This is a genomic window from Polymorphospora sp. A560, from assembly GCF_045781765.1.
Lineage (GTDB): Bacteria > Actinomycetota > Actinomycetes > Mycobacteriales > Micromonosporaceae > Polymorphospora > Polymorphospora lycopeni.
The window spans coordinates 6,007,694-6,027,865 of the sequence record NZ_CP122282.1; the positions used below are offsets into that span (position 1 = coordinate 6,007,694).

35 protein-coding genes are annotated in these 20,172 nt (G+C 68.9%); 8 read left to right on the forward strand and 27 right to left on the reverse strand.

Annotated features, from left to right (window positions below; all coding sequences use genetic code 11):
• Window positions 1-10: 10 nt before the first annotated feature.
• From QCD66_RS27055 to QCD66_RS27070, 4 genes are all read right to left on the reverse strand, one after another.
• The gene (locus QCD66_RS27055) at window positions 11-2,215 is read right to left on the reverse strand and encodes a hypothetical protein (protein ID WP_375733372.1); all 2,205 of its coding nucleotides are present in this window, start codon (window positions 2,213-2,215) and stop codon (window positions 11-13) included.
• 17 nt (window positions 2,216-2,232) lie between these two features.
• Entirely contained in the window at window positions 2,233-3,960 is a 1,728-nt protein-coding gene (locus tag QCD66_RS27060; protein WP_375733373.1) for a hypothetical protein, read from the reverse strand.
• A gap of 219 nt (window positions 3,961-4,179) precedes the next feature.
• On the reverse strand, window positions 4,180-4,470 hold the full coding sequence (locus QCD66_RS27065; RefSeq protein WP_375733374.1) for a hypothetical protein: 291 nt from the start codon (window positions 4,468-4,470) through the stop codon (window positions 4,180-4,182).
• Between the two features lies 1 nt (window position 4,471).
• Window positions 4,472-5,899, reverse strand: a complete 1,428-nt coding sequence (locus QCD66_RS27070; protein ID WP_407566844.1) for a hypothetical protein — start codon at window positions 5,897-5,899, stop codon at window positions 4,472-4,474.
• A 168-nt stretch (window positions 5,900-6,067) separates the two neighbouring features.
• Between QCD66_RS27070 and QCD66_RS27075 the strand changes: the two genes are divergently transcribed.
• From QCD66_RS27075 to QCD66_RS27085, 3 genes are all read left to right on the forward strand, one after another.
• The gene (locus QCD66_RS27075) at window positions 6,068-6,334 is read left to right on the forward strand and encodes a helix-turn-helix domain-containing protein (protein ID WP_375733376.1); all 267 of its coding nucleotides are present in this window, start codon (window positions 6,068-6,070) and stop codon (window positions 6,332-6,334) included.
• 175 nt (window positions 6,335-6,509) lie between these two features.
• Entirely contained in the window at window positions 6,510-7,904 is a 1,395-nt protein-coding gene (locus QCD66_RS27080; RefSeq protein ID WP_375733378.1) for a helix-turn-helix transcriptional regulator, read from the forward strand.
• Between the two features lie 293 nt (window positions 7,905-8,197).
• On the forward strand, window positions 8,198-9,022 hold the full coding sequence (locus QCD66_RS27085) for a hypothetical protein (RefSeq protein ID WP_375733379.1): 825 nt from the start codon (window positions 8,198-8,200) through the stop codon (window positions 9,020-9,022).
• A 9-nt stretch (window positions 9,023-9,031) separates the two neighbouring features.
• Here the strand turns inward: QCD66_RS27085 and QCD66_RS27090 are convergent, their stop codons facing one another.
• The gene (locus QCD66_RS27090) at window positions 9,032-9,226 is read right to left on the reverse strand and encodes a hypothetical protein (protein ID WP_375733380.1); all 195 of its coding nucleotides are present in this window, start codon (window positions 9,224-9,226) and stop codon (window positions 9,032-9,034) included.
• A gap of 197 nt (window positions 9,227-9,423) precedes the next feature.
• Between QCD66_RS27090 and QCD66_RS27095 the strand changes: the two genes are divergently transcribed.
• A complete protein-coding gene (locus tag QCD66_RS27095) occupies window positions 9,424-9,600 on the forward strand; it encodes a hypothetical protein (protein WP_375733381.1) in 177 nt (58 codons plus the stop codon).
• Between the two features lie 57 nt (window positions 9,601-9,657).
• Here the strand turns inward: QCD66_RS27095 and QCD66_RS27100 are convergent, their stop codons facing one another.
• The 11 genes from QCD66_RS27100 to QCD66_RS27150 all read right to left on the reverse strand — a co-directional run bounded on the left by QCD66_RS27100 (window position 9,658) and on the right by QCD66_RS27150 (window position 13,432).
• A complete protein-coding gene (locus QCD66_RS27100; RefSeq protein WP_375733382.1) occupies window positions 9,658-9,927 on the reverse strand; it encodes a hypothetical protein in 270 nt (89 codons plus the stop codon).
• Window positions 9,928-9,939: 12 nt separating this feature from the next.
• Window positions 9,940-10,374, reverse strand: a complete 435-nt coding sequence (locus QCD66_RS27105) for a hypothetical protein (protein ID WP_375733383.1) — start codon at window positions 10,372-10,374, stop codon at window positions 9,940-9,942.
• The gene (locus tag QCD66_RS27110; protein ID WP_375733384.1) at window positions 10,371-10,529 is read right to left on the reverse strand and encodes a hypothetical protein; all 159 of its coding nucleotides are present in this window, start codon (window positions 10,527-10,529) and stop codon (window positions 10,371-10,373) included. The genes QCD66_RS27105 and QCD66_RS27110 overlap by 4 nt, the downstream gene beginning before the upstream one ends.
• The gene (locus tag QCD66_RS27115) at window positions 10,526-10,840 is read right to left on the reverse strand and encodes a hypothetical protein (protein WP_375733385.1); all 315 of its coding nucleotides are present in this window, start codon (window positions 10,838-10,840) and stop codon (window positions 10,526-10,528) included. Before QCD66_RS27115 ends, QCD66_RS27110 begins: the two co-directional genes overlap by 4 nt.
• The gene (locus QCD66_RS27120; protein ID WP_375733386.1) at window positions 10,837-11,139 is read right to left on the reverse strand and encodes a hypothetical protein; all 303 of its coding nucleotides are present in this window, start codon (window positions 11,137-11,139) and stop codon (window positions 10,837-10,839) included. Before QCD66_RS27120 ends, QCD66_RS27115 begins: the two co-directional genes overlap by 4 nt.
• Before the next feature lies 1 nt (window position 11,140).
• Window positions 11,141-11,380, reverse strand: a complete 240-nt coding sequence (locus tag QCD66_RS27125) for a hypothetical protein (RefSeq protein ID WP_375733387.1) — start codon at window positions 11,378-11,380, stop codon at window positions 11,141-11,143.
• A gap of 2 nt (window positions 11,381-11,382) precedes the next feature.
• Window positions 11,383-11,682, reverse strand: coding sequence for a hypothetical protein (locus QCD66_RS27130; RefSeq protein ID WP_375733388.1), 300 nt, complete (start codon window positions 11,680-11,682; stop codon window positions 11,383-11,385).
• A 2-nt stretch (window positions 11,683-11,684) separates the two neighbouring features.
• The gene (locus QCD66_RS27135) at window positions 11,685-11,951 is read right to left on the reverse strand and encodes a hypothetical protein (protein WP_375733389.1); all 267 of its coding nucleotides are present in this window, start codon (window positions 11,949-11,951) and stop codon (window positions 11,685-11,687) included.
• Window positions 11,952-12,333: 382 nt separating this feature from the next.
• Window positions 12,334-12,519, reverse strand: coding sequence for a hypothetical protein (locus QCD66_RS27140; protein WP_375733390.1), 186 nt, complete (start codon window positions 12,517-12,519; stop codon window positions 12,334-12,336).
• 36 nt (window positions 12,520-12,555) lie between these two features.
• A complete protein-coding gene (locus QCD66_RS27145; protein ID WP_375733391.1) occupies window positions 12,556-12,882 on the reverse strand; it encodes a hypothetical protein in 327 nt (108 codons plus the stop codon).
• A 112-nt stretch (window positions 12,883-12,994) separates the two neighbouring features.
• The gene (locus QCD66_RS27150) at window positions 12,995-13,432 is read right to left on the reverse strand and encodes a hypothetical protein (RefSeq protein WP_375733392.1); all 438 of its coding nucleotides are present in this window, start codon (window positions 13,430-13,432) and stop codon (window positions 12,995-12,997) included.
• Window positions 13,433-13,516: 84 nt separating this feature from the next.
• On the opposite strand from QCD66_RS27150, the gene QCD66_RS27155 reads away from it, so the two are divergent.
• Entirely contained in the window at window positions 13,517-13,801 is a 285-nt protein-coding gene (locus QCD66_RS27155; RefSeq protein WP_375733393.1) for a sigma factor-like helix-turn-helix DNA-binding protein, read from the forward strand.
• Window positions 13,802-13,877: 76 nt separating this feature from the next.
• On the opposite strand, the gene QCD66_RS27160 is transcribed toward QCD66_RS27155, so the two are convergent.
• The 10 genes from QCD66_RS27160 to QCD66_RS27205 form a co-directional block, all read right to left on the reverse strand.
• A complete protein-coding gene (locus QCD66_RS27160; protein WP_375733394.1) occupies window positions 13,878-14,054 on the reverse strand; it encodes a hypothetical protein in 177 nt (58 codons plus the stop codon).
• Complete coding sequence (locus QCD66_RS27165; protein ID WP_375733395.1) at window positions 14,051-14,176, reverse strand: hypothetical protein; 126 nt, start codon at window positions 14,174-14,176, stop codon at window positions 14,051-14,053. The genes QCD66_RS27160 and QCD66_RS27165 overlap by 4 nt, the downstream gene beginning before the upstream one ends.
• 23 nt (window positions 14,177-14,199) lie before the next feature.
• Window positions 14,200-14,394, reverse strand: a complete 195-nt coding sequence (locus tag QCD66_RS27170) for a hypothetical protein (RefSeq protein ID WP_375733396.1) — start codon at window positions 14,392-14,394, stop codon at window positions 14,200-14,202.
• Window positions 14,395-14,547: 153 nt separating this feature from the next.
• Window positions 14,548-14,961 carry a DUF3307 domain-containing protein gene (locus tag QCD66_RS27175; protein ID WP_375733397.1) on the reverse strand — a complete coding sequence of 138 codons (414 nt, stop codon included), beginning with the start codon at window positions 14,959-14,961 and terminating at the stop codon, window positions 14,548-14,550.
• 149 nt (window positions 14,962-15,110) lie between these two features.
• Window positions 15,111-15,401 (reverse strand): hypothetical protein, encoded by a 291-nt coding sequence (locus QCD66_RS27180; RefSeq protein ID WP_375733398.1) that lies wholly within the window; start codon window positions 15,399-15,401, stop codon window positions 15,111-15,113.
• 90 nt (window positions 15,402-15,491) lie between these two features.
• Window positions 15,492-16,148, reverse strand: a complete 657-nt coding sequence (locus tag QCD66_RS27185; RefSeq protein ID WP_375733399.1) for a hypothetical protein — start codon at window positions 16,146-16,148, stop codon at window positions 15,492-15,494.
• 2 nt (window positions 16,149-16,150) lie between these two features.
• A complete protein-coding gene (locus QCD66_RS27190) occupies window positions 16,151-16,300 on the reverse strand; it encodes a hypothetical protein (RefSeq protein WP_375733400.1) in 150 nt (49 codons plus the stop codon).
• 96 nt (window positions 16,301-16,396) lie between these two features.
• Window positions 16,397-16,666 carry a hypothetical protein gene (locus QCD66_RS27195; RefSeq protein ID WP_375733401.1) on the reverse strand — a complete coding sequence of 90 codons (270 nt, stop codon included), beginning with the start codon at window positions 16,664-16,666 and terminating at the stop codon, window positions 16,397-16,399.
• A 1-nt stretch (window position 16,667) separates the two neighbouring features.
• On the reverse strand, window positions 16,668-16,931 hold the full coding sequence (locus QCD66_RS27200; RefSeq protein WP_375733403.1) for a hypothetical protein: 264 nt from the start codon (window positions 16,929-16,931) through the stop codon (window positions 16,668-16,670).
• Window positions 16,928-17,635, reverse strand: coding sequence for a hypothetical protein (locus QCD66_RS27205; protein WP_375733404.1), 708 nt, complete (start codon window positions 17,633-17,635; stop codon window positions 16,928-16,930). Before QCD66_RS27205 ends, QCD66_RS27200 begins: the two co-directional genes overlap by 4 nt.
• A gap of 207 nt (window positions 17,636-17,842) precedes the next feature.
• On the opposite strand from QCD66_RS27205, the gene QCD66_RS27210 reads away from it, so the two are divergent.
• Both QCD66_RS27210 and QCD66_RS27215 read left to right on the forward strand, forming a co-directional pair.
• The gene (locus QCD66_RS27210) at window positions 17,843-18,310 is read left to right on the forward strand and encodes a hypothetical protein (RefSeq protein ID WP_407566845.1); all 468 of its coding nucleotides are present in this window, start codon (window positions 17,843-17,845) and stop codon (window positions 18,308-18,310) included.
• Window positions 18,311-18,600: 290 nt separating this feature from the next.
• On the forward strand, window positions 18,601-19,227 hold the full coding sequence (locus tag QCD66_RS27215; RefSeq protein WP_375733406.1) for a Fic family protein: 627 nt from the start codon (window positions 18,601-18,603) through the stop codon (window positions 19,225-19,227).
• Between the two features lie 5 nt (window positions 19,228-19,232).
• Here QCD66_RS27215 and QCD66_RS27220 read toward each other — a convergent pair whose 3' ends face one another.
• The gene (locus tag QCD66_RS27220; protein WP_375733407.1) at window positions 19,233-19,784 is read right to left on the reverse strand and encodes a hypothetical protein; all 552 of its coding nucleotides are present in this window, start codon (window positions 19,782-19,784) and stop codon (window positions 19,233-19,235) included.
• A gap of 108 nt (window positions 19,785-19,892) precedes the next feature.
• On the opposite strand from QCD66_RS27220, the gene QCD66_RS27225 reads away from it, so the two are divergent.
• On the forward strand, window positions 19,893-20,114 hold the full coding sequence (locus tag QCD66_RS27225) for a helix-turn-helix domain-containing protein (protein WP_375733408.1): 222 nt from the start codon (window positions 19,893-19,895) through the stop codon (window positions 20,112-20,114).
• Window positions 20,115-20,172: the final 58 nt, after the last annotated feature.

Genomic DNA, 20,172 nt, shown 5'->3' on the forward strand with positions numbered 1-20,172 from the left:
TCCTTGTCTCCTATCCGTGGTGGCGTGGCGTGTAGTAGCGGCCCCGTCGGTCGCTGCCAGTCCGGACGACCAACCCGTCGGCGATGGCCTTCTTCAGGGCGTCGTAGATGGTGGTGCGGGTCTTCCACAGGGTGCCTTCGGCGCGCATGATCGCCATGACTTCGGAGGCGGTTGCGCCTTGGTCGCCGGCCTCGTCGATGATCTGGACCATGCGCGCAGACCTGTCGACGTTCTCAGGGTCGGCGGTGTCGTAGTCGCTCTCGGGGGCGGTCGACGACTCGTACTCGGCGACGATCTTCGCCCATTCCTCGTCCACGGACGGCGGCTTCGGCGTCTTCTCGCTGCTGCGGGGGAAGAAGCGGGCGCCTCCGGTCGTCGGGATGGCCGAGGTCGGAGCCACCGAGGTTGCCGCCGGAGTCGGTGCAGGCGGGGTCTCGTCGAGGGTGGGGATGTCGTCGCTGTACAGGTGTCCGGCCCGCTCTTCCGACCAGCGGTCGAAGTAGCCAGCGTCACCACCGAGCTTGCGGACGGCGGCGTCAACGGCGACCTGGCCGCGCTGGTCGAGTGGGGCCGGGAAGTCGGCGTGGAGTTCGGCGGCGCGGGTGACCGTGCGCTGCTCGTCGTCGTCGCCCATGTAGAAGCTCTTGCCGGGGGTGATTCGGCCGCCGTCGCCGTCCTGGATGAGGACAGCGCCGCGGGTGGCCTGGTCCTTGAGCTTTGCCAGCAGTCTCGCCGCAACCGAGTTGCCTTCAAACACGCTGCGGGCGTCTTGAGGGTTGGTGACGCCGAGCCCGATCCGCAACTCACACTGGGACTTGAGGTCGCCGTTGCCGGTCATCGTCACCGTCGACCGTTGGGTGGCGAGGATGAAGTCGACGGCTTCGGAGCGGCCGAGCTGGATGCAGCCGGTCAGGATCCCGGCCAGCACCGCGGACGTCTCCCCTTCGCCGTCGCGGACGGACTTGGGGCCGGATCGGGCGCCGACAACGGCGGCGACCTCGTCGGCGATGACGATGACGGCCGGCAGCTCCCGCGTCGGCTTGATCTTTGACCCGCCGGCGCCGGTCTGGCCGCGCTGGTCGATGAGGCCGCGGGCACCGGCGAGCATCCGGTGGGCTTCGATGCGGTCGGTGGCGACCCAGTCGAGAACGGGCCGTTTGACCTTGCCTTCGAGCCATGGCCGGAGCCAGGGCTTGACGGCACGGCCGCCCTTGAGGTCGATCATCCACAGGGTTACGTCGGTGCAGCGGCTGAGTTGGTGGATGATGACGTTGAGCAGGTTCGTTTTGCCGCGGCCTCGGACGCCGACGATGAGGGCGGCGATCTCGCGGAGTTTGAGGTAGATGGTCTCGCCGTCGGCGTACTTTCCGATCGGGAACGCGTTGTTGATCGACAGCGGGGTGTGCTCGTCGGGCATGTCGATCCGCTGCGACAGCACGTCTTCGACGTCTACGTGGATCCATACCTCGCGGGCCAGGGCGCGGCCCTGGTCGGTGGTGGCGCGCTCAAAGGTGACGGCACCGGTCGGCAGGCTGGCACTGATTTCGATGTTCTCGGCGTACGTGGCCAGCCTGGCGTAGGTGAGCTTGCCGTTCTCCGGCAGTCGCATCAGCAGCGAGAAACCCGACCTGGTCTCGATCCGCTCCCGGAAGGTAAGGCCGGGGGCGCCGGCCTTGGCCAGCAGCTTCTCCCACTTTGCTGCCTCTGGGTCCTTAGGCGGCTCGGCGGGCGCGGCGGTGATCTGGGCGGGAATCGGCTTGGCCCGGACGGCACGGTAGTGCTGCTCCCATTCGAGCTGGGCGGACCGGACGGCCGGGTAGGCGCAGAAGGCGAGGAGGGCACCGGCTGCGGCGGACAGGCCGGTCATCTGGCTGTATGGGGAGGTCAGCATCGCCGCCGACAGCCATACACCGGCCCCGGCGCCGGCCGAGATCAGGAAACCGCGGGCGGCCTCGCTAAACCGGTCGCCGGCAGCGCTGACCAGTCCGGCCATGCCTCCGATCGCTGGCAGGGCAACGGCTGCGGCACCGCGGAGGAGCCAGTGCTGGCTGTCGAGGGCTTCGGTGGCGTGCAGGAGTTGCCCGGCGGCGTACACGGCCCCGGACCCGAACAGGGGGTGCAGCCATGCCCGGTTGCGCCAGGGCCGGCCGAGCCACGTCAACGGCTGCACCTGCTGCTGGGCAGTCCGGCTGCTGGTCTTCTTGGTCGTCTTCACGACTACACCCCCGGCGTTCACAGGACGTTGAGCTGCTGCTCGTTGGGTCGCGGGTTCTCGTGGCGCTCGATGTCGGCGGCGTTGCCGGTGCGCCAGGCGTTGTAGACCTCGCCGCCGGCCTGGGCCATGAGGGCAAAGCCACCCGCGAGGTCGGACAGGTAGTCGACGGCGGTCTCGACCGGGGTTTCGTCGCGGAACCGCTCGGACAGGCCCTGAACGACGTCGCCCATCTCGTTGAGCATCTCCTCCCATGAGGAGAAGAAGCTCTCGTACTCCTCGAAGGCGCCTTCGTCAGGCGGCTGCCAGTTGCCGATCGCCTCTCGGAAGGCGTCTACGACGGCTTCGTGCGCGGGGTTCATGCGGGCTCCTCTGCTGCTGTTGTTGGCGTTGCTGCGTGGGGTGGGTACGGCTGGGGCATGAAGCGCGGGCCCGATCTGGGCCGGTGGGTGCATGACGTAGGGGCGGCGGCGTCCGGGTCGGGCGACCGGTGGTGCCTGGTCTTTGGGGTCGTCGACGATTTCGCCGTCGATGACGTCGTCGTAGTCCGGTGGCTGCTTGGGTGTGGGCTGGGGTGCGCCGAGCCAGGCCGGCACCCGCAGGGCGGCAGTTCGGACGGTCCGCCACAGCTTGAGGAGGGCCAGCCAGAGAGCGGACGTCCACTGCCGGCTTCGGAGTCGCTGGATGAAGGCACGGCGGCCGGTGGTGATCCGCCGCCACGATGCAGTGAACGGGCGGCTGACCCATGACCGGACCCGGCGAGCGCCACGGGCGGCAGACTGGCGGGCATTTGCGCGCCGGCCTGCCCACCGCTGACGGCGGGCTTCAGTGCGGGCGTCGGCCTTCGCCCACCGGTCCGCACGACGCTGCTTCGCGGCGTTGATGCGGGCGCGGCGCTTTGCTTCGGCGCGGTCGCCGCGCTGCTTCCGCCACGCCTTCCACTGGCCAAATCCTTCCGAGCGGGCGCCACTGGCGCGGGAAGCTGCGGTCTTGTGGCGTTGCGGGGTGAGCTTCTTGCCAAGCCGGCCAAGGACGCTCGAGTTGCGTGCGCCGCGACTGCCAGCGGAGGACGGCCGTCCTCCTGCGGCACGGTGCCGGCCGTTGCCGGTGCCCGTCGAGCCGGCCAGCCCCCGCTTGGCCGGCCCCGCCTTCCCTGCGCCCTTCCCGCCGAACAGGCCGCCGCCCTTGGGCTGCTTGCGACCGTGGCCGGCAGATCTGGCGCCCGCGGTTGCGGCACGACGGCTCCGACCGGTTCCGCCCGTCGATCCCGCCCGGCCACCGCCTGCCTTGCCGGCCGCCCGTCGACCGCCAGCGGCACCAGCAGACCGGTTCGCCGCCGCGCCGTTGCGGGTCCGGCTCGCGGTACCGGCCGCGTTCGGCCGCCACTGGCCCGTCTGCACCCGGCGCCGCAGGTCCGAGCCCGCGACCGCCACCACCGGGGCGGCAACCGCCGCCACACCGGCCGCGACCGCAACCCCGGCCAACCCGAAAGCACTGAAGACGCCGAGACCGGCGATGACGGCACCCAGCCCTACCCCGCCCGCGATCATCCCGACCGGCCGCTGCCCTTCCGGCTCGTCGACCGCCGGCAGCGGAGCATCCCAGCCGCCGGTGGACAGCTCGGATTCGGGGGTGGGGTCGTCGTCGGGCAGCGTCCACGGCTGCCGGTCACCGGTCTCCTCGACAGCCTCGGGGGCGTCGTCGTCTTCGCCGGTTTCGGCGTGGGTTGGGTTGGTGGCGGTGTCCATTGGTCCTCCTCCCGTTGTCGGTTGTCGGTGTCGGTTGTCGGCCGACATCGGGCTTGCTGGTGGCTGTTTTCGCAGGTCGTGGGCTTGCGGGTTGGTGTTGTCGGGTGCCGACATCGGACATCCGACATCCGTCGGGTCAGGTGGCGAGGCCGGTCAGGAGGCCAACGATGGCGGCTGCGGCGAGCGTGGCGAGGTAGCTGACGACGGCCGTCCGGACCTTCACCGCGACTCCTTGAACGCGTGCTCCGGCGGGCGCTCGTGGTAGCTGCGCTGCGCCATGTAGAAGGTCATGAGCAGCAGCAGCGCCACACCGCCGGCCCCGGCAAGGTGGTAGGTGTAGTCGCTGTCGATCGTGAGCGCGCCTGCGGCGATGGGGGCGAGCAGGATGACGGCGATTCCGGAGGCGAGGACGGGCTTCGTCCATGGGTTCCGGACGATGACGACGCCATGCGTGGTGGTGGCCTGGTCGGTGTCGGTGTCCGTGGTGGGTCGGTCGATGGTGACGGTCATGTCAGGCTCCGATCTGGGCGCCAACTGTCGGGCGCTCCTCTGCGGGGTCGGCGTTCTCGCGCCGACCGGTCTGGATCGTGCGCGCGGCCCCGTGCACAAGCCGCTGGATTCGGCGGGCGGTCTCCTTGCCCTTGAGGCCGGTGGCCGCCATAACTTCTCCAGCCGAGACCGGCTGCCGCCGAGACGGACTCGCCCAGTAGTCCGGACTCCCCTCAGGGAACCGGTCTTGGACCATGCGGACGTATTCGTCGTCGGTGGGCTTGCCTGCAAGGTGGAGACCGCCGCGAGAGACCGACGCGGTCTTGGGCTTCGTGGTCTCGGTCTGGGGGGCAGCTTCGATCGCGGGGGCGTTCTCAACTGCCGGGAGTTGCGGCACCGACTTGCCGGTCTCGGCCTGGACCCGAATAACGGTCTCGGGACGGGGGCGGGCGGCGGTCTCGGCGGTGGGTGTGGTCTTGGACTGCGGTGCGGGTGGCCAGACGGCTGGTCTCCCGGCGGCCACGTACAGGCGCCGGTCTTTGATGGCCTCGGTCGGGGACTCGATCCGGAACCGGACTGCGTGCCGGAGGGCGGTTGCGGTCTCGATGGGGGTGAGGGCCCAGGCGAGGGCGGCGAACTTGGGCGCCTGCCGGTCTACCCGGCCGGCGGCGACCAACTCCTTTCGACGTTGCCAGCGGGCGGTCCGAGACCAGATGTAGACGCCGAGGGCGGACATGACCGCGACACCGAAGGCGGGTAGGGCGTCGGTGCCGAGGTCGGTGCGACCTGCGGCTTTGGCTTCGTGGTCGGCATGCCAGTAGATGAGGCCGGAGATCAGGGCGAGGTAGATGCCGATACCGATCCGGATGGCGATCGTGGAGTCTCCGGCGACCAGGGTCTTCTCGTATAGGCGGCCGAGTTTCCAGACGCCTCCCTCGAGTGCGCAGGTTGCGGCGAGGGCGATGACGGGGTGGGCGTTGAGGGGCTGGTCGGTGAATGCGTCGATGGTGTAGACGCCGGAGACCACGAGGGGGGCGGCGAGGGGGAGGGAGCCGAAGAGGCGGTCTACCCAGATGCCTAGCCAGCGGAGCCAGACCGGCATGGGTGCGAGGTCGGTTTCGGTCTCGGTCTGGGCGGAAGCCTGGGTGGTGTCGGTCTGGTCTCGGCGGGTGGCGGCTTCGAGGGCGGCGGCGCGGGTTTCGGCAGTCTCGGCTGCTTTGGCTGCGTTGGTGGCGGCGCGGCGGTCTCGCCACTGCCGGTACCGGCTGGGCTTGGTCTCGGTCGTGGGGGTGGTCTCGCGGGTCCGGGTGGGCTTGGCAGTCGGGGTGGGGGTCTCGGTCTCGGTGGTGGCCGAGGGGAGAGCGGGGCGCAGTGTCCAGTCACGGCGGTTCCGGTCTCCGGTCTCGGCCGTGGTGGTCTCTCGGCGCATGCCGGTCTCGGTCTCGGTCATGTCGTACATCATGCCATGATCATGTAAGGATTGCGAGACTAGTAAGACTTGTGAGGCTTTGTGCCTGCTCATGGCCGTACGGTCCTCGCGTCGACTTTCGCCATCTGCGACCATGGGGCCACTCGCGAGATCTGCGAGGGCTGCGAGGGCTGCGAGAAAGGTGAGGATGTGGCGGACGGGCAGGGCTGGCTAATCGTCAGCAAGGCGGCCGAGATGCTTGGCGGCGTCGATCCACAGACGGTCCGCCGGTACATCGCCGACGATCTGCTGCATGCCGTCCGCCTGCCGAAGGGCCACCGCCGCGTTGACCCAGCCTCGGTCCGCGAACTGCTTGAGGCGAGCGCCATGGCGCCCGGCCCAGACCGGGAGAAGGCATTCGAGGAGCTGCGCGCCCGGAACTCGGTCAAGAACGGTGGCGGCTCTCCCGCCGAGTAGATCCTCATGGCGCCTCCCCTGGGCTGACGTGGTCTTGCTTCCACGCTTGCCGGGTAGGCCATCCCATGGAACGCCATCGACTCCCCATCCGCTGGGCATCCGCTCGTCGTTGCTGTGCTGCTGCCCATAGGCTGATCACCCGATGCCGATCCGTCGGGGACCGGGAGGCAGCACGATGGGCGACGCACCCAACCGACTCAGGGCGCTGCGCGAGCAGGCTGGCCTGACACAGCAGGACGTGGCCGACCGGATCAGCGCGCTTGACAGCCGGCGTGTCCCGACGGCGAGCACGGTGTCGCGTTGGGAGCGCGGGGAGGTCGCGCCCGGTCTCCCCTATCGCCGTCTGCTTGCGGAGGTTCTTGGCGTGACGATCGAGGCGCTGGAGATCAGCGCTCCCCTGTCCCGTCCGTTGGTCGACGAGTTCGCCGCGGAGGTGGATGTGCGGGTGGCTGAGTCGCAGGACCGGTGGCGGCGTACCCGGCAGGCGCTCAATGTCAGCAGGCACCAGCTCGCCCAGGCCGCGGCGGCCTTGTACCCCGACGCCCGGCTCGGCTCGACAGGCCTGATCACTGGTCCGGGCTGGTTACCGGATGCGCCCGTCGACCTGGCAACGATCCGGCTCGTCGAGGATCCGCACGCCGCCCCACCGGTCATGGACGGCACCGAGTCGGAGACCGGCTTGGTGCGCCCGCAGCAGACGCTGGTGCGGCAGTACAGCCGGTACACGCACGCAATCCGTGATCTGGCCCGGCCGAGGCTGTTTGAGAACCGCCTGTCGTGGCGGCTGCTCGACGTTGACTGGTCGAACGGCGGCCGGCTTGGCTTCGGTGACACGACGTACTTCGAGGCGACGGACGTGTTCGAGTCGCTGGCGCACGAGCTCGCGTACGTCGGTCTTGATGAGGGCGGGTCGTTGGTCCGGCCGCGGCTGGCGCTGCGGGATCTGCCGTACCGCCGGCGGATCGGTAGCCCGTTCGACCTGTCGCGGCGCCCGGTGTTGGGTGCGATCTCGACGTTGACGGTCCGCCGGAGCCCGGACGGGTCTGCCGAATTCCTACTGCATCGCAGGGATCCCAGGTCGGTTACGGCGGCGGGCGGGATGTTGCAGGTGATCCCGTCGGGGATCTTCCAGCCGTCGAGTCCGATGCCGGCGGCCAGGTTGGCGGACTTTGACCTGTGGCGGAACGTGCAGCGGGAGTTCTTCGAGGAGTTGGCGGGGCTGCCGGAGGCGGGTGGCGACGGCAGGCCCGTCGACTACGCCAGCGAGCCGTTCGCCGGCCTCGACCGGGCGCGGGCTGAGGGTCGGCTGCGGGTGTACTGCCTCGGGGTCGCGCTGGACGCCCTGACGCTGTTCGGCGAGATCATGACCGTCCTCGTCCTGGACTCCGACGTGTTCGACGACTTGGCGGCCGACTTCGTGGAGGCCAACGACGAGGGCCGGGTGGTCGCCGAACGGTTCGCGTTCGATGAGGGCACGATCCGCGGCCTGCTCGACGGTGGGCGCCTGGCGCCGGCCGGGGCCGGCTGCGTGGAGCTGGCCTGGCGGTGGCGGGACCGGCTGCTCGGGTAGCCGCCGTTTGCCAACACGGACGGCCGATTCGTTGGCGGGAGCCGCGTCTTGCAAAGTCGGCTTGGCGTCGTCGGCACTATCCGCGTGGCGGACGTTCGCGGCCCGTTCGAGATCCGGACAGGCGGTAGAATCGGGGACGAAAGCTGAATAAGTCGAGCCCGGACGCGGTGCTGGTAACACCGGCCGGGCTCTTGATCGCCTAGTTGGAGGCGACCCATGCTTAGGGTAGAAGTCTACCTGTTGCGTACGTCTGTGCGACCGCTCGGCGGTGCCCGATGAAGGTTCGCCGCTCAATGCCAGACGCCGGCTGGACTCCGATCGCCAACACCGCGCACCGAGACTACGGGCTGTCCTGGCGTGCCCGCGGCCTGCTTGGCGAACTTCTCTCCTACCCCGACGGTTGGGACACCAACGTCGACAAGCTCGTCGAGGCCGGCCGCAGGTACGGCAACTTCACCGAGGGGCGGGCCGCGATGCGTACGGCGATGAAGGAACTCGCCGACCGTGGCTACGTCCAGTACGTCCGGGAGGCGGACGCCAAGGGGAAGTGGACGACGGTCGTGGTTGTCTCCGACGTTCGTATAACCGCAGGTCGCGCCGACGTACCAGAAACCGGAACGTCGGATATCCGAGACGTCGGAGAACCGGGCCGTCGGGAAACCGGAACGTCGGAAGACCGGTCTGTTACTACAAAGACGGACACGAACACGGAAACAAAGACTGATCTTCAAAGATCCGGTGACGAACATTCCGAGTCGCTCGCTTCGCTCGCTCTCGCCTCTGACGAGGCGAGCAGCGATGACGAGAACGACGAGGCTTCGCGTGTGCTGAACAACGTCTACCGCGTCATCGACAACATGGATCCGGACCTTCGCCGGCGGCACCTGCTTGCCGTTGAGCGGAAGCGTCCCAAGATCTACCGGGAGTGCCGGAAGGCTGCGATCGAGCAGTTGGAGCGGGCCGACCCGGAGGTGTTGAAGGGGTCAAGGTCGGCGATGGCAATCGACCGGTTGAGCTACAAGTGGATGGCGCAGCACTACTCGCCGCGGTGGCCGCAGTGGTTCTCGCAGCCGTTGGAGGTTGCCTGGCGGGAGATGGGGATGCCGCGGGCAGCGTAGGCCGTCTGGCTACCGCTCTTCGTAGTAGGTCTCCTCGTACCAGACCTCTTCGTACTCGTAGTAGACGACCTCGCCATCCTCGTCCTCGTCTTCGTCGTCGTACCAGTAGTCGACGGGGTGCGCCCACCGCCATACGAGCCAGCCGAGGAAGAGGACCAGGGCGAGGCCAGCGAGTCCGACGAGGGCGGGCGGCACCGCGTTCATGGGGGCCTCCGACGGCTGGGGGCGGTGCGGCCGAGGGTAGGTAGGCATAGGCGGTGATCACAATGTCGGGTCGCCGACAGCTGTCGGCCGGGCAGGAATCCACAGGGGATCTCCCGCGTTCAGCGGGCCCACGGCGGTGTGTTAGAGACGACCCCATGGCCGGCAACCTGTCGGCCCGGACCGCTGGGGAGTTGCTGATGGATATGTGGAGCGACGCGTTCGACACCATGAACGCGATCGACATGAAGGCGAAGGAGTTGACCCTCGATCAGCAGTTGAAGCTTGCCGAGATCAAGGCGCTACTGTCGATCTCGCAGGAGCTGTCGAGGATTCACCACAACGGCATCAACCCGACGTACGACTCGGGTTCGTAGCCCCGGACAGCGTGAAGCCGGCCCCCACACGGGAGGCCGGCTTCGTCGTTGCGGGGGTCAGCGGTCGAGCAGGGCCTGGATTGCGGGCTCCAGCCCGTCCGGGTTGTAGACGGCGACCGGCGGGCTGCCGACGCCGGACCGGTCCCAGAGCATCACCTGGTACTGGCCGGCGGGCTGGTGCCGGGCTGCGATCTCTCGGGCGAAGTCGTCCGGGGTGAGGTTGCTCTGCTCGTGGCCGCGCGGGTCTTCGGGTTCGCCGGCGATGACCTGGTGGCTCCAGATGCCGTGGCGACGGCGCTGGATTTCCCAGGTGTAGCGGTTCGTCATGGTCGAAGCCTCTCAGGACTCAGTGACGGACTGGTCGATGTGCTGCCGCCGGATTTCGGCGAGCGCGGCCACGAACCGGTCTACCTCGGCGTGGATCTGCTGTTCGGCGGGGCCGTGCGGGTCGAGCCATGGCGCCCCGTCGACCCGGCACCACTCCAGGGCTTCGTGGATGGCTTCAGCGACCGCGTAGCCGGCGTACCGGTCGATCCACCCCGCCGGGTTGAGGATGGGCGGGTCGGTGGGCCGGGGGTCATCCCAGTCTCCGGAGGCGTTGAGGTCGCGACCGTAGGCGCAGGGAATGGAGGGGCCGGTGATGCCGTCGGAGCCGAACTTGCGCCGGACTGGTGAGCGGGCGTAGGTGAGCTGGAATTCGACGCGGGCGGCGGCTTCGGTGGCGGCGACCTGTTCGAGGTCCCAGAGTTCGTCTTCGCTGGCGAGGTCGGTCATCGTGTCCCCTTGGTGTGGGCGGCTTGGTCAAGCTGGTCGGCGCGCTGTTCGAGTTCGGTGACGTCGTACAGGTCGGCCCACCGCTTGGCTTGGTCGCGGAGGCGGGCGGCTTCGCGCCGGAGTTCGGATCGGCGGCCGGCACGCTGCGGGCTCACCGGAACGCGTCCTTGGGGATGCCGACGAAGATGTGCGCCGACCCGAACGCCTCGATGTTTGCGGTGTGCTCGGCCATGGTTTCGCCGCCGCACTTGAGGCAGCCGCCGTGGACGGGCTTGTCGAGCCGAACCGCGTAGGTGACGCCGACGGGTCCGCGCGAGCGTACAGAGCGGATGTGGTTGCCGCAGACGCGGCCGTTGTCGGTGCTGGGGTGGTTGGTGCGGGCTTTCGACGTCTTGCCGCAGCGGCGTGTTCCGGTGTAGACGGTGCCGGTGCTCCAGCCGCACCGGTCGGCGGGGGTGATGGTCACCGGGTCGCCTCCTTGGCGTCGTGGTCAGCGAGTGCCTTCTCCCCTGCGTCGGTCAGCTCCCAGAGCCGCCCGGAGTAGATCGAGAGGCCAAGCTGTCGACCAGGCTGGATCAGACGCGGCTGAGTGTTGGCGAGGTCGTTGCAGGTGCCGGTGACGGTTGTCTTGCTGCCGTCGGCGGCCTTCCAGATGTCCTTGGTCTTCTCGGTGCGGGTCCAGCCTTGGTAGCGGAGGACTTCGCCGCGCTGGACGGCGCGCAGAACTCGGACGCGGAGCGGGGTGAGCTTGAGGGTGGCGGTCACGTCACGCCTCCTTGGCGGGTGCGAGGTGGGTCCACTCGGCAAGGTTGACCTCGTCGTACCGCCGCCAGCCCCGACTGTCGCCCACGTCGACCCACACCTCGGCGTGCGGGCTGATGCTGGTGGGGTTCGCGAAGTAGGCGCGGGCACGGTCGCCGAGGGCTTCGTACGCCTTCGGTTGGCTGCTGTGGTTGGTGGTGGTGCCGGCGTGACGGGCCTGCCACTTCTTGCGCTTCGGGGGCATGGTCAGTTCTCCTTCCAGGGCGAGATGATCTGCGTACCGTCCGGCAGCACCCGCGTCTCCCGGTAGGCAACCGCCGTACGGGTCGGGTACGTCGGGTCGAGCCGGCCGCTGAGCATCACCGTGGCCACGGCCAAGTTGAGGTCTTCGGCTTCTGCGGCGGCGGCTTGCCGGTCCACGGTGGGGCTGTGGGTGGTGGGGTGGTTGGGCCAGTGGTAGGCCACGGCCCATTCGGTGTGGGTGGCTGGCTCGCCGAGGGCGTAGGCGATGGCGTCGGCTTGAGTGCGGAAGTCGGTGACGGGCACGGTCAGCTCCCCTCGGCCGCGACGCCGCCGTTGCGCTTGTCAGCGAGGATCCAGCGGGCACGTTCAGCAGCGGCCGTCAGTTGGGCGGTGGGGTTGGGCTGACTGGCGACGGCCTGTTCGAGGCTGCGAAGTGCGGCGAGCGCATCCGCAAAGCCGTCGGCGAGCTGGTTAACGAGTTGGAGCCGTTCGGCGGCCAGCATTCGGGTTTGGGCGAGTTCGCGGTCGAGGGTGCGGGCGATGGACTGAGCTGGGCGGAGCTTGTCGACCATGGTGACGGTCCCTTCTCGGATGGTCGGGGTCGGGTGTGGCGCCCTCGGCCGGATCCGATCCGGCACCGTCGCGGCTCGGCGAGGGCTGGCGGGTTAAATGTCGTCGTACCGGGCCTGCAAGCACTCGGGCAGAGGACGAGCATCAGGATCTCGTCGTACAGCCCCTCCGAGTACGGGTCGACCATGAGGGTGCCCGGCTTTCCGCAGCCGCAGTTCTCGTCCACGATCTCGCCGTCGATGACCTCGACGTTGTCGTGCGGCTCCAGGTCCGTCATGGCTGCCCTCCTCGGGTTGTGGTGGCTGGTTTGGGGGGCCGCCGGGGAGTCGAACCCCGCAGGTGCGCCGGAACGGCCCGGGTCAGGCGCCTTGGTGGGCGCGGCTGTCAGTCGCAGACGGGGCAGGAGTCGAACGCGGTGTAGTTGTGGACACAGTCGGTGGTTCGGGCGCCGGCCGCGCGGAGCTTGTCGAGGAAGGCCGCGTCCTGCTTGGCCTGGTAGTCGGCGTTGAGCGCGTTGATGTCGTCGATCCACTTCTGGTCGGCGGGGCTGAGCTTGTCGGCGCTGGTCATCTTGGGCTCCTTGTCGTGGTTGCCGGGTGGGCGTGGTCAGGCGATGCGCGGGGTGGCCGCGAGTCCGAGCAGGGCCAGCAGACCGGCGGCGAGGATCGGGCCGACGGCAGCCTCGGCGGTCGGCCGGTTGTCGATGGCGGCGAGCAGGTACGGAACCTCCTCCAGCACCTCGAACTCGGCCGTCTTGAAGGGCAGGCCGTCCGTGCCGTCCGTGTAGACGACGCCGATGGTGCGTCCGCCGCCGCAGTTGAAGTGGGGGCGGTAGGTGTTGGCCACCTCGCGCCAGGCGTCGTGCCGGCTGCCGGCGTAGCGGATCTTCATGCCGGGGCGGATGTCGGCGGCGGCGATGCGGCGGATCTTCACTGTCGGCTCCCTGAGGTCTGCGGGTGGTCGGGTGTGGCGGGCTCCCGGGCCTTGCACTCCGGGTGGCTGCTGGCAGCCCGTGGGGCCGGTGGTCCCGGCCCCGTCTTGCCTGTCAGGCGTTGTACGTGCCGACGTCGGTCAGGTCGGCGAGGGCGATCACGATGCCGCCGGTGAGGCGGATGTGGGTGTCGTCCTGGGCGATGACGTAGCCGGTGTGGCGGCTGGTGGCGGTGACAAGGACAACGGGGGCGCCGAGGTTGGAGAGCTGGCTGAGGGTGGCGATCCGGTTGACGTGGGCGGCGCGGGCGATGGGGCTGGCCTGGACCGGCGGGGCGACAGCCACAAGCACCTCGGCGCGGGTCAGCTTGCGCATCCCCTCAGCGTGGGTCTCGTAGTGCATCCGGCCGTCAACGATGCGGACGGTGACCTTCTCGTTGTTGATGATGCCCTCGGCGTACTGGACGAACTCGGCGGCGGGGCCGGGGCGGGTGGGGGCGAGGGCGGCGCGGGCTTCGAGGCGGTCGAGCTTGGCGGTGGCGGTGGTGGTCATCTCGTCCTCCTTGGTGCTGCTTGCTGATACATCTACCGTAAGGGGAGCCCTTGCATCTGTCAACCCTGCCCTTACACTGGAGGCATGCCAGATCCCCTAGCCCCACTACGCCGGCTCACCGCCATCCCCGACCCCGCCAAACGCGCGGTCGCCATCACCAAAGCCCTCGCCGACCTGCCCGAGGTGACGGCAGAACTGCGTGAAGCCAGACAAAACGCAGTCCTTGAGCTGCGCTCTGACCAGGGCCTCAGCCATGCTCAGGTGGCCGACCTACTCAAGGTGTCGCGGGCGCGGGCGCAGCAGATTGCGGAGGGACGGACCACAGGCAAGCGACGGGATCCGGCAGAGGCGACAGAGCCAACCGACTGACTGGCTATCGTTCGCACCGCCCGAAGTCGACGACGGGGCAGGCCGTACCAAGCCTGCCCCGTCTGCATGTCGCCGCTCACGCATTGTCCACGTGGTGTTTGGCCTCGTCGACTGCCTCTTCAAGCGTCTGCGGCCGATCCGTGCTGGTCTGCCAGCCGCAGGTGCAGGCGCCGGCATGATGTCCGGCGTCGTCGACCTCGACCAGCTCGATCCAGTGCTGGCCGTCGTCGGAGGTGACGGTAAGAAGGCTCACCGCTGACTCCCCTGCCGTCGTGCGGCCTCGATGTGCTCGCCGAGCCGCTTCAGGGCGGCCGGGCTCGCCTCGGGGTCATGCTCGGCCCGGCGCTCCAACTCGGCGAGCTGGGCAGCGTTCATCCGGGCCAGCGTGGCGGGGACGTTCACCGGCGCCGGTCCCGCTCGGCCTGCCGGCGGCTGACCCCGGCGAGCTGGGCGCGGGCTTCGCGCATCTGCGGGTGCTGGCTGAGTGCCTTCTGCGCTTCGGCGGCGAGCCGCTGCGCTTCGCGGCTACCGGTTGCCTCGGCGGCGTCGGCGAGGTCTCGCCACATGCCGTACAGGTCTGAGAAACTACTCATGGCTGCCTCCACGGGTGGTCGTGGCGGGGCGGGCAGCTTGTCAGGGCGGGCCCGTCCCGCTGCTTTTGGTGGGCGCCTCCGTGACGTCCCCGCAACGCCCGCCCCTCCCCCTCGGCGGGGCGGGCACTACGGCGGGATGCAACGGTCAGCGGGTCAGGCGATGACGAGGGCTGCGACGAACAGGAACGCCACATGCGCGGACTGGTCGAGGGCGTACAGCCCCCCTCCGCGCTCCAGCCAGTCCTTGTCCTTGCCGAGAAAGTCGGCGAGCCGCCTCAGGTGCACCCTGCGGTCGATGACGTAGTGGGTGCCGCCAGAGATGCCAAGGCCAACCGCAGCCGCTACCAGGTCAGGCGTCCAGCCAGTGGCGACGTGTAGCCCCACCAGGGCAACGACGGCGGTTGCGGTGTATCCGGCGCAGTGGGCTGTGCAGGCCAGCCAGCCGCGCCATCCGGGCTCACCCTTGGTCTTCGCCTCCCAGTCCGTTTGCAGCCAGTGGTCGGCCCACAGGTGCGCGACGTAGAGGGTGACGAAGACGGCGGCGAAGGCGGCGAGGACGTCAGTCATCGGAAGATCCGGGGCAGGGTCATGAGTCCGAAGATGGCGAGCATGGCCAGCGGGGCGATAAGCCAGTCGGGCATGGTGGCTCCTTGATCAATGGGTGGGCGGGCGGCCGGGTGGCCACCGTGCCGGTACGAGACGCGCCGGCCGGAAGCTCAGCGGTCGAAGACCTTGTTCCACGCCTGCCGGATCCACGTGGATCCGGGCCTCACTTCCGCCGCGTTCAGCAGGGCGGCGGTCCGGGCGAGGCTGGCGTGCAGGTGGGCGGTGACGAGCATCCGGTACCGCTCGTCCTCAGTCGGCTCGTACCGGCTGCCGCCGGGGATGGCATTCGGGTTGTCCGCCCACCTGTCGGTGCGATCCCAGTAGCGGGCGTTGGCAAGCTTGCCGAGACGGAGGGCTTCGGCAGCATGTTCGGGGCCGGTGACCGGCTCGGTGCGGTCCATGCGTGCTCCTTGCTGGTGGGTGGTCAGCCGCCTGGTGGCGACTCTCCAGCCGACGTCCACGCAGGTCGCCGGCCAGAGGGCCGCCGCAGGTCAGCCGACCGGCAGCACGCCAGTGGCGAAGCCGACACCGACCGCAAAGCAGACGGTGATCGCGGCAGCACCAACACCTGCGGCGATCCGCACCCACAGCCGGGACCGCAGAGGAGGCTCCTCCGTCCAGCCGTCGCCGGGCTCGGCCAACTGCCGGTAGTTGACGTCGTAGCCGGCAAGGGCAGCCTCGGCGCTGTCGAGCCGATCCACCTCAAGCTCACCCGCGTAGGTCAACTCCCACCCTGGAAGGCCGTCAGGTACCACGATCAGTCCGGCCGGCACCTCACTGATCTGCCGGGTGACGTCCATTTCGCCGTACGGGGTTGCCAGCCAGGATCGGTGGCCGTCCCAGCGAATCCGGGCGTCGTCGGCGTGGGCGAGGATGCCGTGCAGGTTGATGTCGGCCCACCTGTGAAGGTCGTCGAGCCACCCGAAGCCGATGTCGGTCGGATACCAGTGGGGCCGCTCGTTGCTGTCGACGGTCTGGTGGATGAGGTTGCGGGCAACTGCGGCAACGAAGGCGGTCGGGTCGACGGGGTCGATGCGCATGTCGGCGCCCCAGCCGGTGCGGATGACGGTGCCGTCGCCGTCGTCGATCTGGAGCCGCCAGTCAGCAGCGGCGTCGAGCAGGTCGCGGAGGACATCGGCGGTGGCCACGGTCACCACCCCCACGAGGCGCGGATCGCGGCGCGGCGGGCGTTCGTGCGGCCGGGCCGGACGCGGACGGTGCGGGTCTCGCCGTCCCGCTCGATGCGGCGGGAGCGGCGGATCTCGGTGCTGGCGTAGTTGATGGTCGCGGACGTGCTCATGGCAGGGCTCTCCCTTGGCGGGTTGGTGTGGGTTTGGGTGAGATTGGGCCCTCGGGCCGGCCGCGCCATCGGCGGCAACGACCGGTCCGGGGCGGCTCAGGACGCGTTCGGTCGCGTCGGCAGGTAGGCGGCGATGTCGTCGGCGAGCGCCACCAAGGCGTCGACCGCCGTGCGGTCGCTGATCTCGACCCGAATCGGGTCGCCGCAGTCGTCGGACAGGGTCAGGTGCAGGCGGCCCTGCTCGTCGTGCCCTAGGTGGGCGGTGAGGTGGTCGCCGATCCAGTGGACCCGGCTGGGAACCGACGGAAGGTCTTCGACCGGGGGCCGGCGACGGTTGGCGAAGTCGACGGCCACAACCGAGCCCATCTCACGCCTGCTCTCGAACCACGATGTGACCGCGCCGGCCGAGCCGGAACGTACCGACGTCGGTGACGAGCCTGACCAGGTGCCAGCCCTCCTCGACCCGCAGGACGATGACCCAACGGTGGGCACGGTCCTTCAGGTCTGCGGGGTCGGCGATCAGGTCGTGCCGGACGGTGTCGAGAGCGACGATGGGCCGCTCGGAGGGCTGGCTGGTGTCGAAGCCGGCAAGGTCGATCGCCTCGCGGCGCCGGATCTGCGGGGCGCTCACTGGTCCACCGCCTTGCGGAGCGCCTGCCCCTCGGCCCGCGCCTGCCCGGACGCCCGCTCCCAGCCGTCAACCTTCAGCGTGGCGCCGGTGATGACCTTCCGGGGCAGCTTCGCCGGGTCGTAGTGCAGGTCGACGAGGTCCTTCGCGGCCAGCGACATAAGCTGGGTGCTGGAGATCCCGGTGCCGCGGGCGCGAACGATGGTGCCGCCGTTACGAGCGATCCGGTCGATGAGCGCCTGGCCGGCCCGGCTGAGCGGCTTGGTCTCGACGCCGGACTTGGAGCGGCTGACCTGCGGCTTCCGGGACAGGCCGTTCGCGGCGAAGTCGGCCTTGATGGTGGCCAGGGTCCGCGGGCGCATGTCGGCGGCGATCTGCGCGTACGCCCCGGAGACGATCCGCTCGGCCTCGGCCACCACCAGTTCGGCCGCGGTCTCCTCGGCCTTCGCGACCGCGATGAGCTGCGGCAGCCGCAACTGGTCGTGGATCTCGGTCGCGGTCAGCCCGTCCAGGGCGAGGGCGCGGAGGTGGGCGTAGTGGGCGCGGGCGGCGTCGCGGTCGACGTTGGTGTAGCGGAGGTTGTCGCGCTCGATGCCGGAGCTGTCGAGGACGTGGATGGCGATGTGGGTGCCGAAGTCGGTGCTGATCAGGGTGACCGCGCCGTACTGGCGGGCGGTCGGGGTCGAGTCGGGCGTAAACTGCCCCATTGCTGGCTCCCTGGTTAGGTCAGGTAGTCGGTAGGTGCTCGGAGCGTTCCCGCGCTCCGTGGTGCCCGGCCCCTGTCGCGATTCCCGTCGCGGCGGGGGCCGTCTTGCTTTGTGCTGGCATCAGCCTATGGCATCCCACCCTTGCACACAACCCCGGGTTGCCAGATAGCTTGGTTGGCACCTACTCTCACTGGCATGATCTGTGACGTGAAAGAGGAGGAGCTTCGGGAAGCGATGCTGCGCTACGAACAGGATGGCCAGAACATCGCCGCCGCCGAAGCTGAACGCCGTGAACGCCGCGACGCCGCACTACGCCGCGCCAAGGACGAAGGCTGGCGCCCAGCCGACCTCGTCGAGTTCACCGGTTGGAGCAAGGAAACCATCCGCAAGGCACTCAACCCCGAGGCGCGCGAAACCGCGGCCAAAGCCAAGGCGGAACACCGAGCCGCAACCCGCCCACCGACCCCAGAAGAGTGGTGGGCGAGCCTGACCCCGGAGGACCAGGCTGCCTACGCCGAAGCGGCCCGGCCGCCAGTGAAGTTGCCACGCGAGCTGGCCGAGAAGATGGCCGCTGCCGGCGTTCGCATCTCCTACTGGGGCTTCGAGGGGAACGAGCTTGAGGCGCAGTGGCCACGGAGGTTCCTGACCTTCATGGCCCGACAGCGGCAGAAGTAGCGGCGTGGGCGCTGCCTGCACCATGGGGCGGCGCCCTCAGTTGCCTACCTAACTCTGCTCACCTCTGGGCTTGCCCTACTTGACCTCGCTAAGCTGGAACGTACGGAGTCCAAAGGGATGGACGTTAGGGGTACGACCATGAAGCCTCGTGTAACGAAAGAGGCCATCAAGCAGTTCGCTGTGCGTTCCACCAGGGCGTCGGCGAAGCTTGAGCGTCGAACCGTGTCGTCCGGCTCCCTCAGCTCGCCACAGGTGAAGAAGTTCATGGCTGAACGCCAGCAGCGGCCCTGATGCCGCTGGAACCTGGCTATGGCGAGACGCCAGTCTCGGACGATGAGCTCCAGTGGCTGCTACCGAAGGTGCACAGCCTGTTCGAGGAGCCGGTTACCAAGGCTGCCGTCTACGGTCTGGAGCAGGCCGCCCAGGTGGAGATCACCGAAACCCTGGTTGAGGAAGTCCTCGACGGTCAGCGAACCCTGAACGACCTACTAAGCGACTACTTCCTCCGCGACCTGCACAGATGGCTGTACGGAGACATCTGGACATGGGCTGGGACATACCGCCGGCACGAACTGAACATCGGCGTCGACCCCCAGCAGATTTCCGTGCAGCTTCGTCAGTCGATGGACACGCTCAGGTGGCGCTGGGAGGATGCGGGCAACCTGACCGCGCGACAGCTCGGCATCGCCGTACATGCCGAGGGAGTCCGCATCCATCCCTTCACCGACGGCAACGGTCGCGCCACCCGACTGCATGCCGATCTTGTCTTCATAGCCGCGCAGACCGGCGACACGCTGGAGCGGTACGACTGGGAGTTGGACAAGAAGCCGTACATCGAACTGCTGCGCGAGTACGACCGACACCGCAATCCCACCGACCTGGCCGCCTTCATTGCCGTCCAGCCGCTCAGCGAGTAGCAGCCCTACTCGGCGCCAGCCTTGCCCCGTCGCGCCGGCGGCAGCAGCCCACGAAGTCGCGCCTCCCGAATCCAGGCGTTCACGGTTTGCCGGTTGACCTTCCACTCTGCGGCCATGGCCGCGGCAGGGTGCGGGGTGGCTTTGGCCCAGGCCGTGAAGTGCTGGGCAACAAGCTTCGACCACTCTTCCTGCGACTGCCCGGACCGCTGAAGTGGCGGTAGCTTCGCCAGTTCGGCGCGGGCTCGTTCCGCTCCCCGCTCAACACCGAGGTTCGCGGCGCTCTCGATCGCCCCGATCGGCACCTTTCGCAGGTCGGCACCAGACACCGAGGCCTTCCCGAGCATCAGAACACCGGTCACAGTGAGCCGGCCGTCGATGTTGTCGAGCTGCGTCCAGAGCGCCACGTCCTTCGGGCCAGCATCCCCCGCGTGCCACCCCGTCCACTGGCCACCAAAGAGGCCGGTCAGCGCCTTTGCCACGTCCGCAACGTCGAGGCCATCGAAGGCCGCAAACGGGTCTGTGGGCGCGTTGAGCTGCACGGGTTTGCGGGGCTCCATGGCGAAGACGGTACAGCCGGCCAATGACGAATCAGGGCATACCCAGCCCGCATCACCATGCACGTGTGTGCACACGTCTCAAGCCGTGTGCACGTGTATGATGAACGCATGAGCACCGACACCCTCACGCGCACCGACGCGCCGATCCTGCTGACCGTGCAGGAAGCGGCCGACCGGCTCTCCGTCAGCCGGTCCACCCTCTACGCGCTCATGAAGTCCGGCGAGCTGCGATCGATCACGATCCGCGCTAACCGTCGACTGGCACTCACCGACGTGGACGCCTACGTACAGAAGCTGCTGGACCAGGCGTCGAAGACCAAGCGGGCCTGAAACGAGTAGCGGCGCCGCCCTGCCAGGCTAGCGCCGCGAAGACCTGAAAGGTCCACCT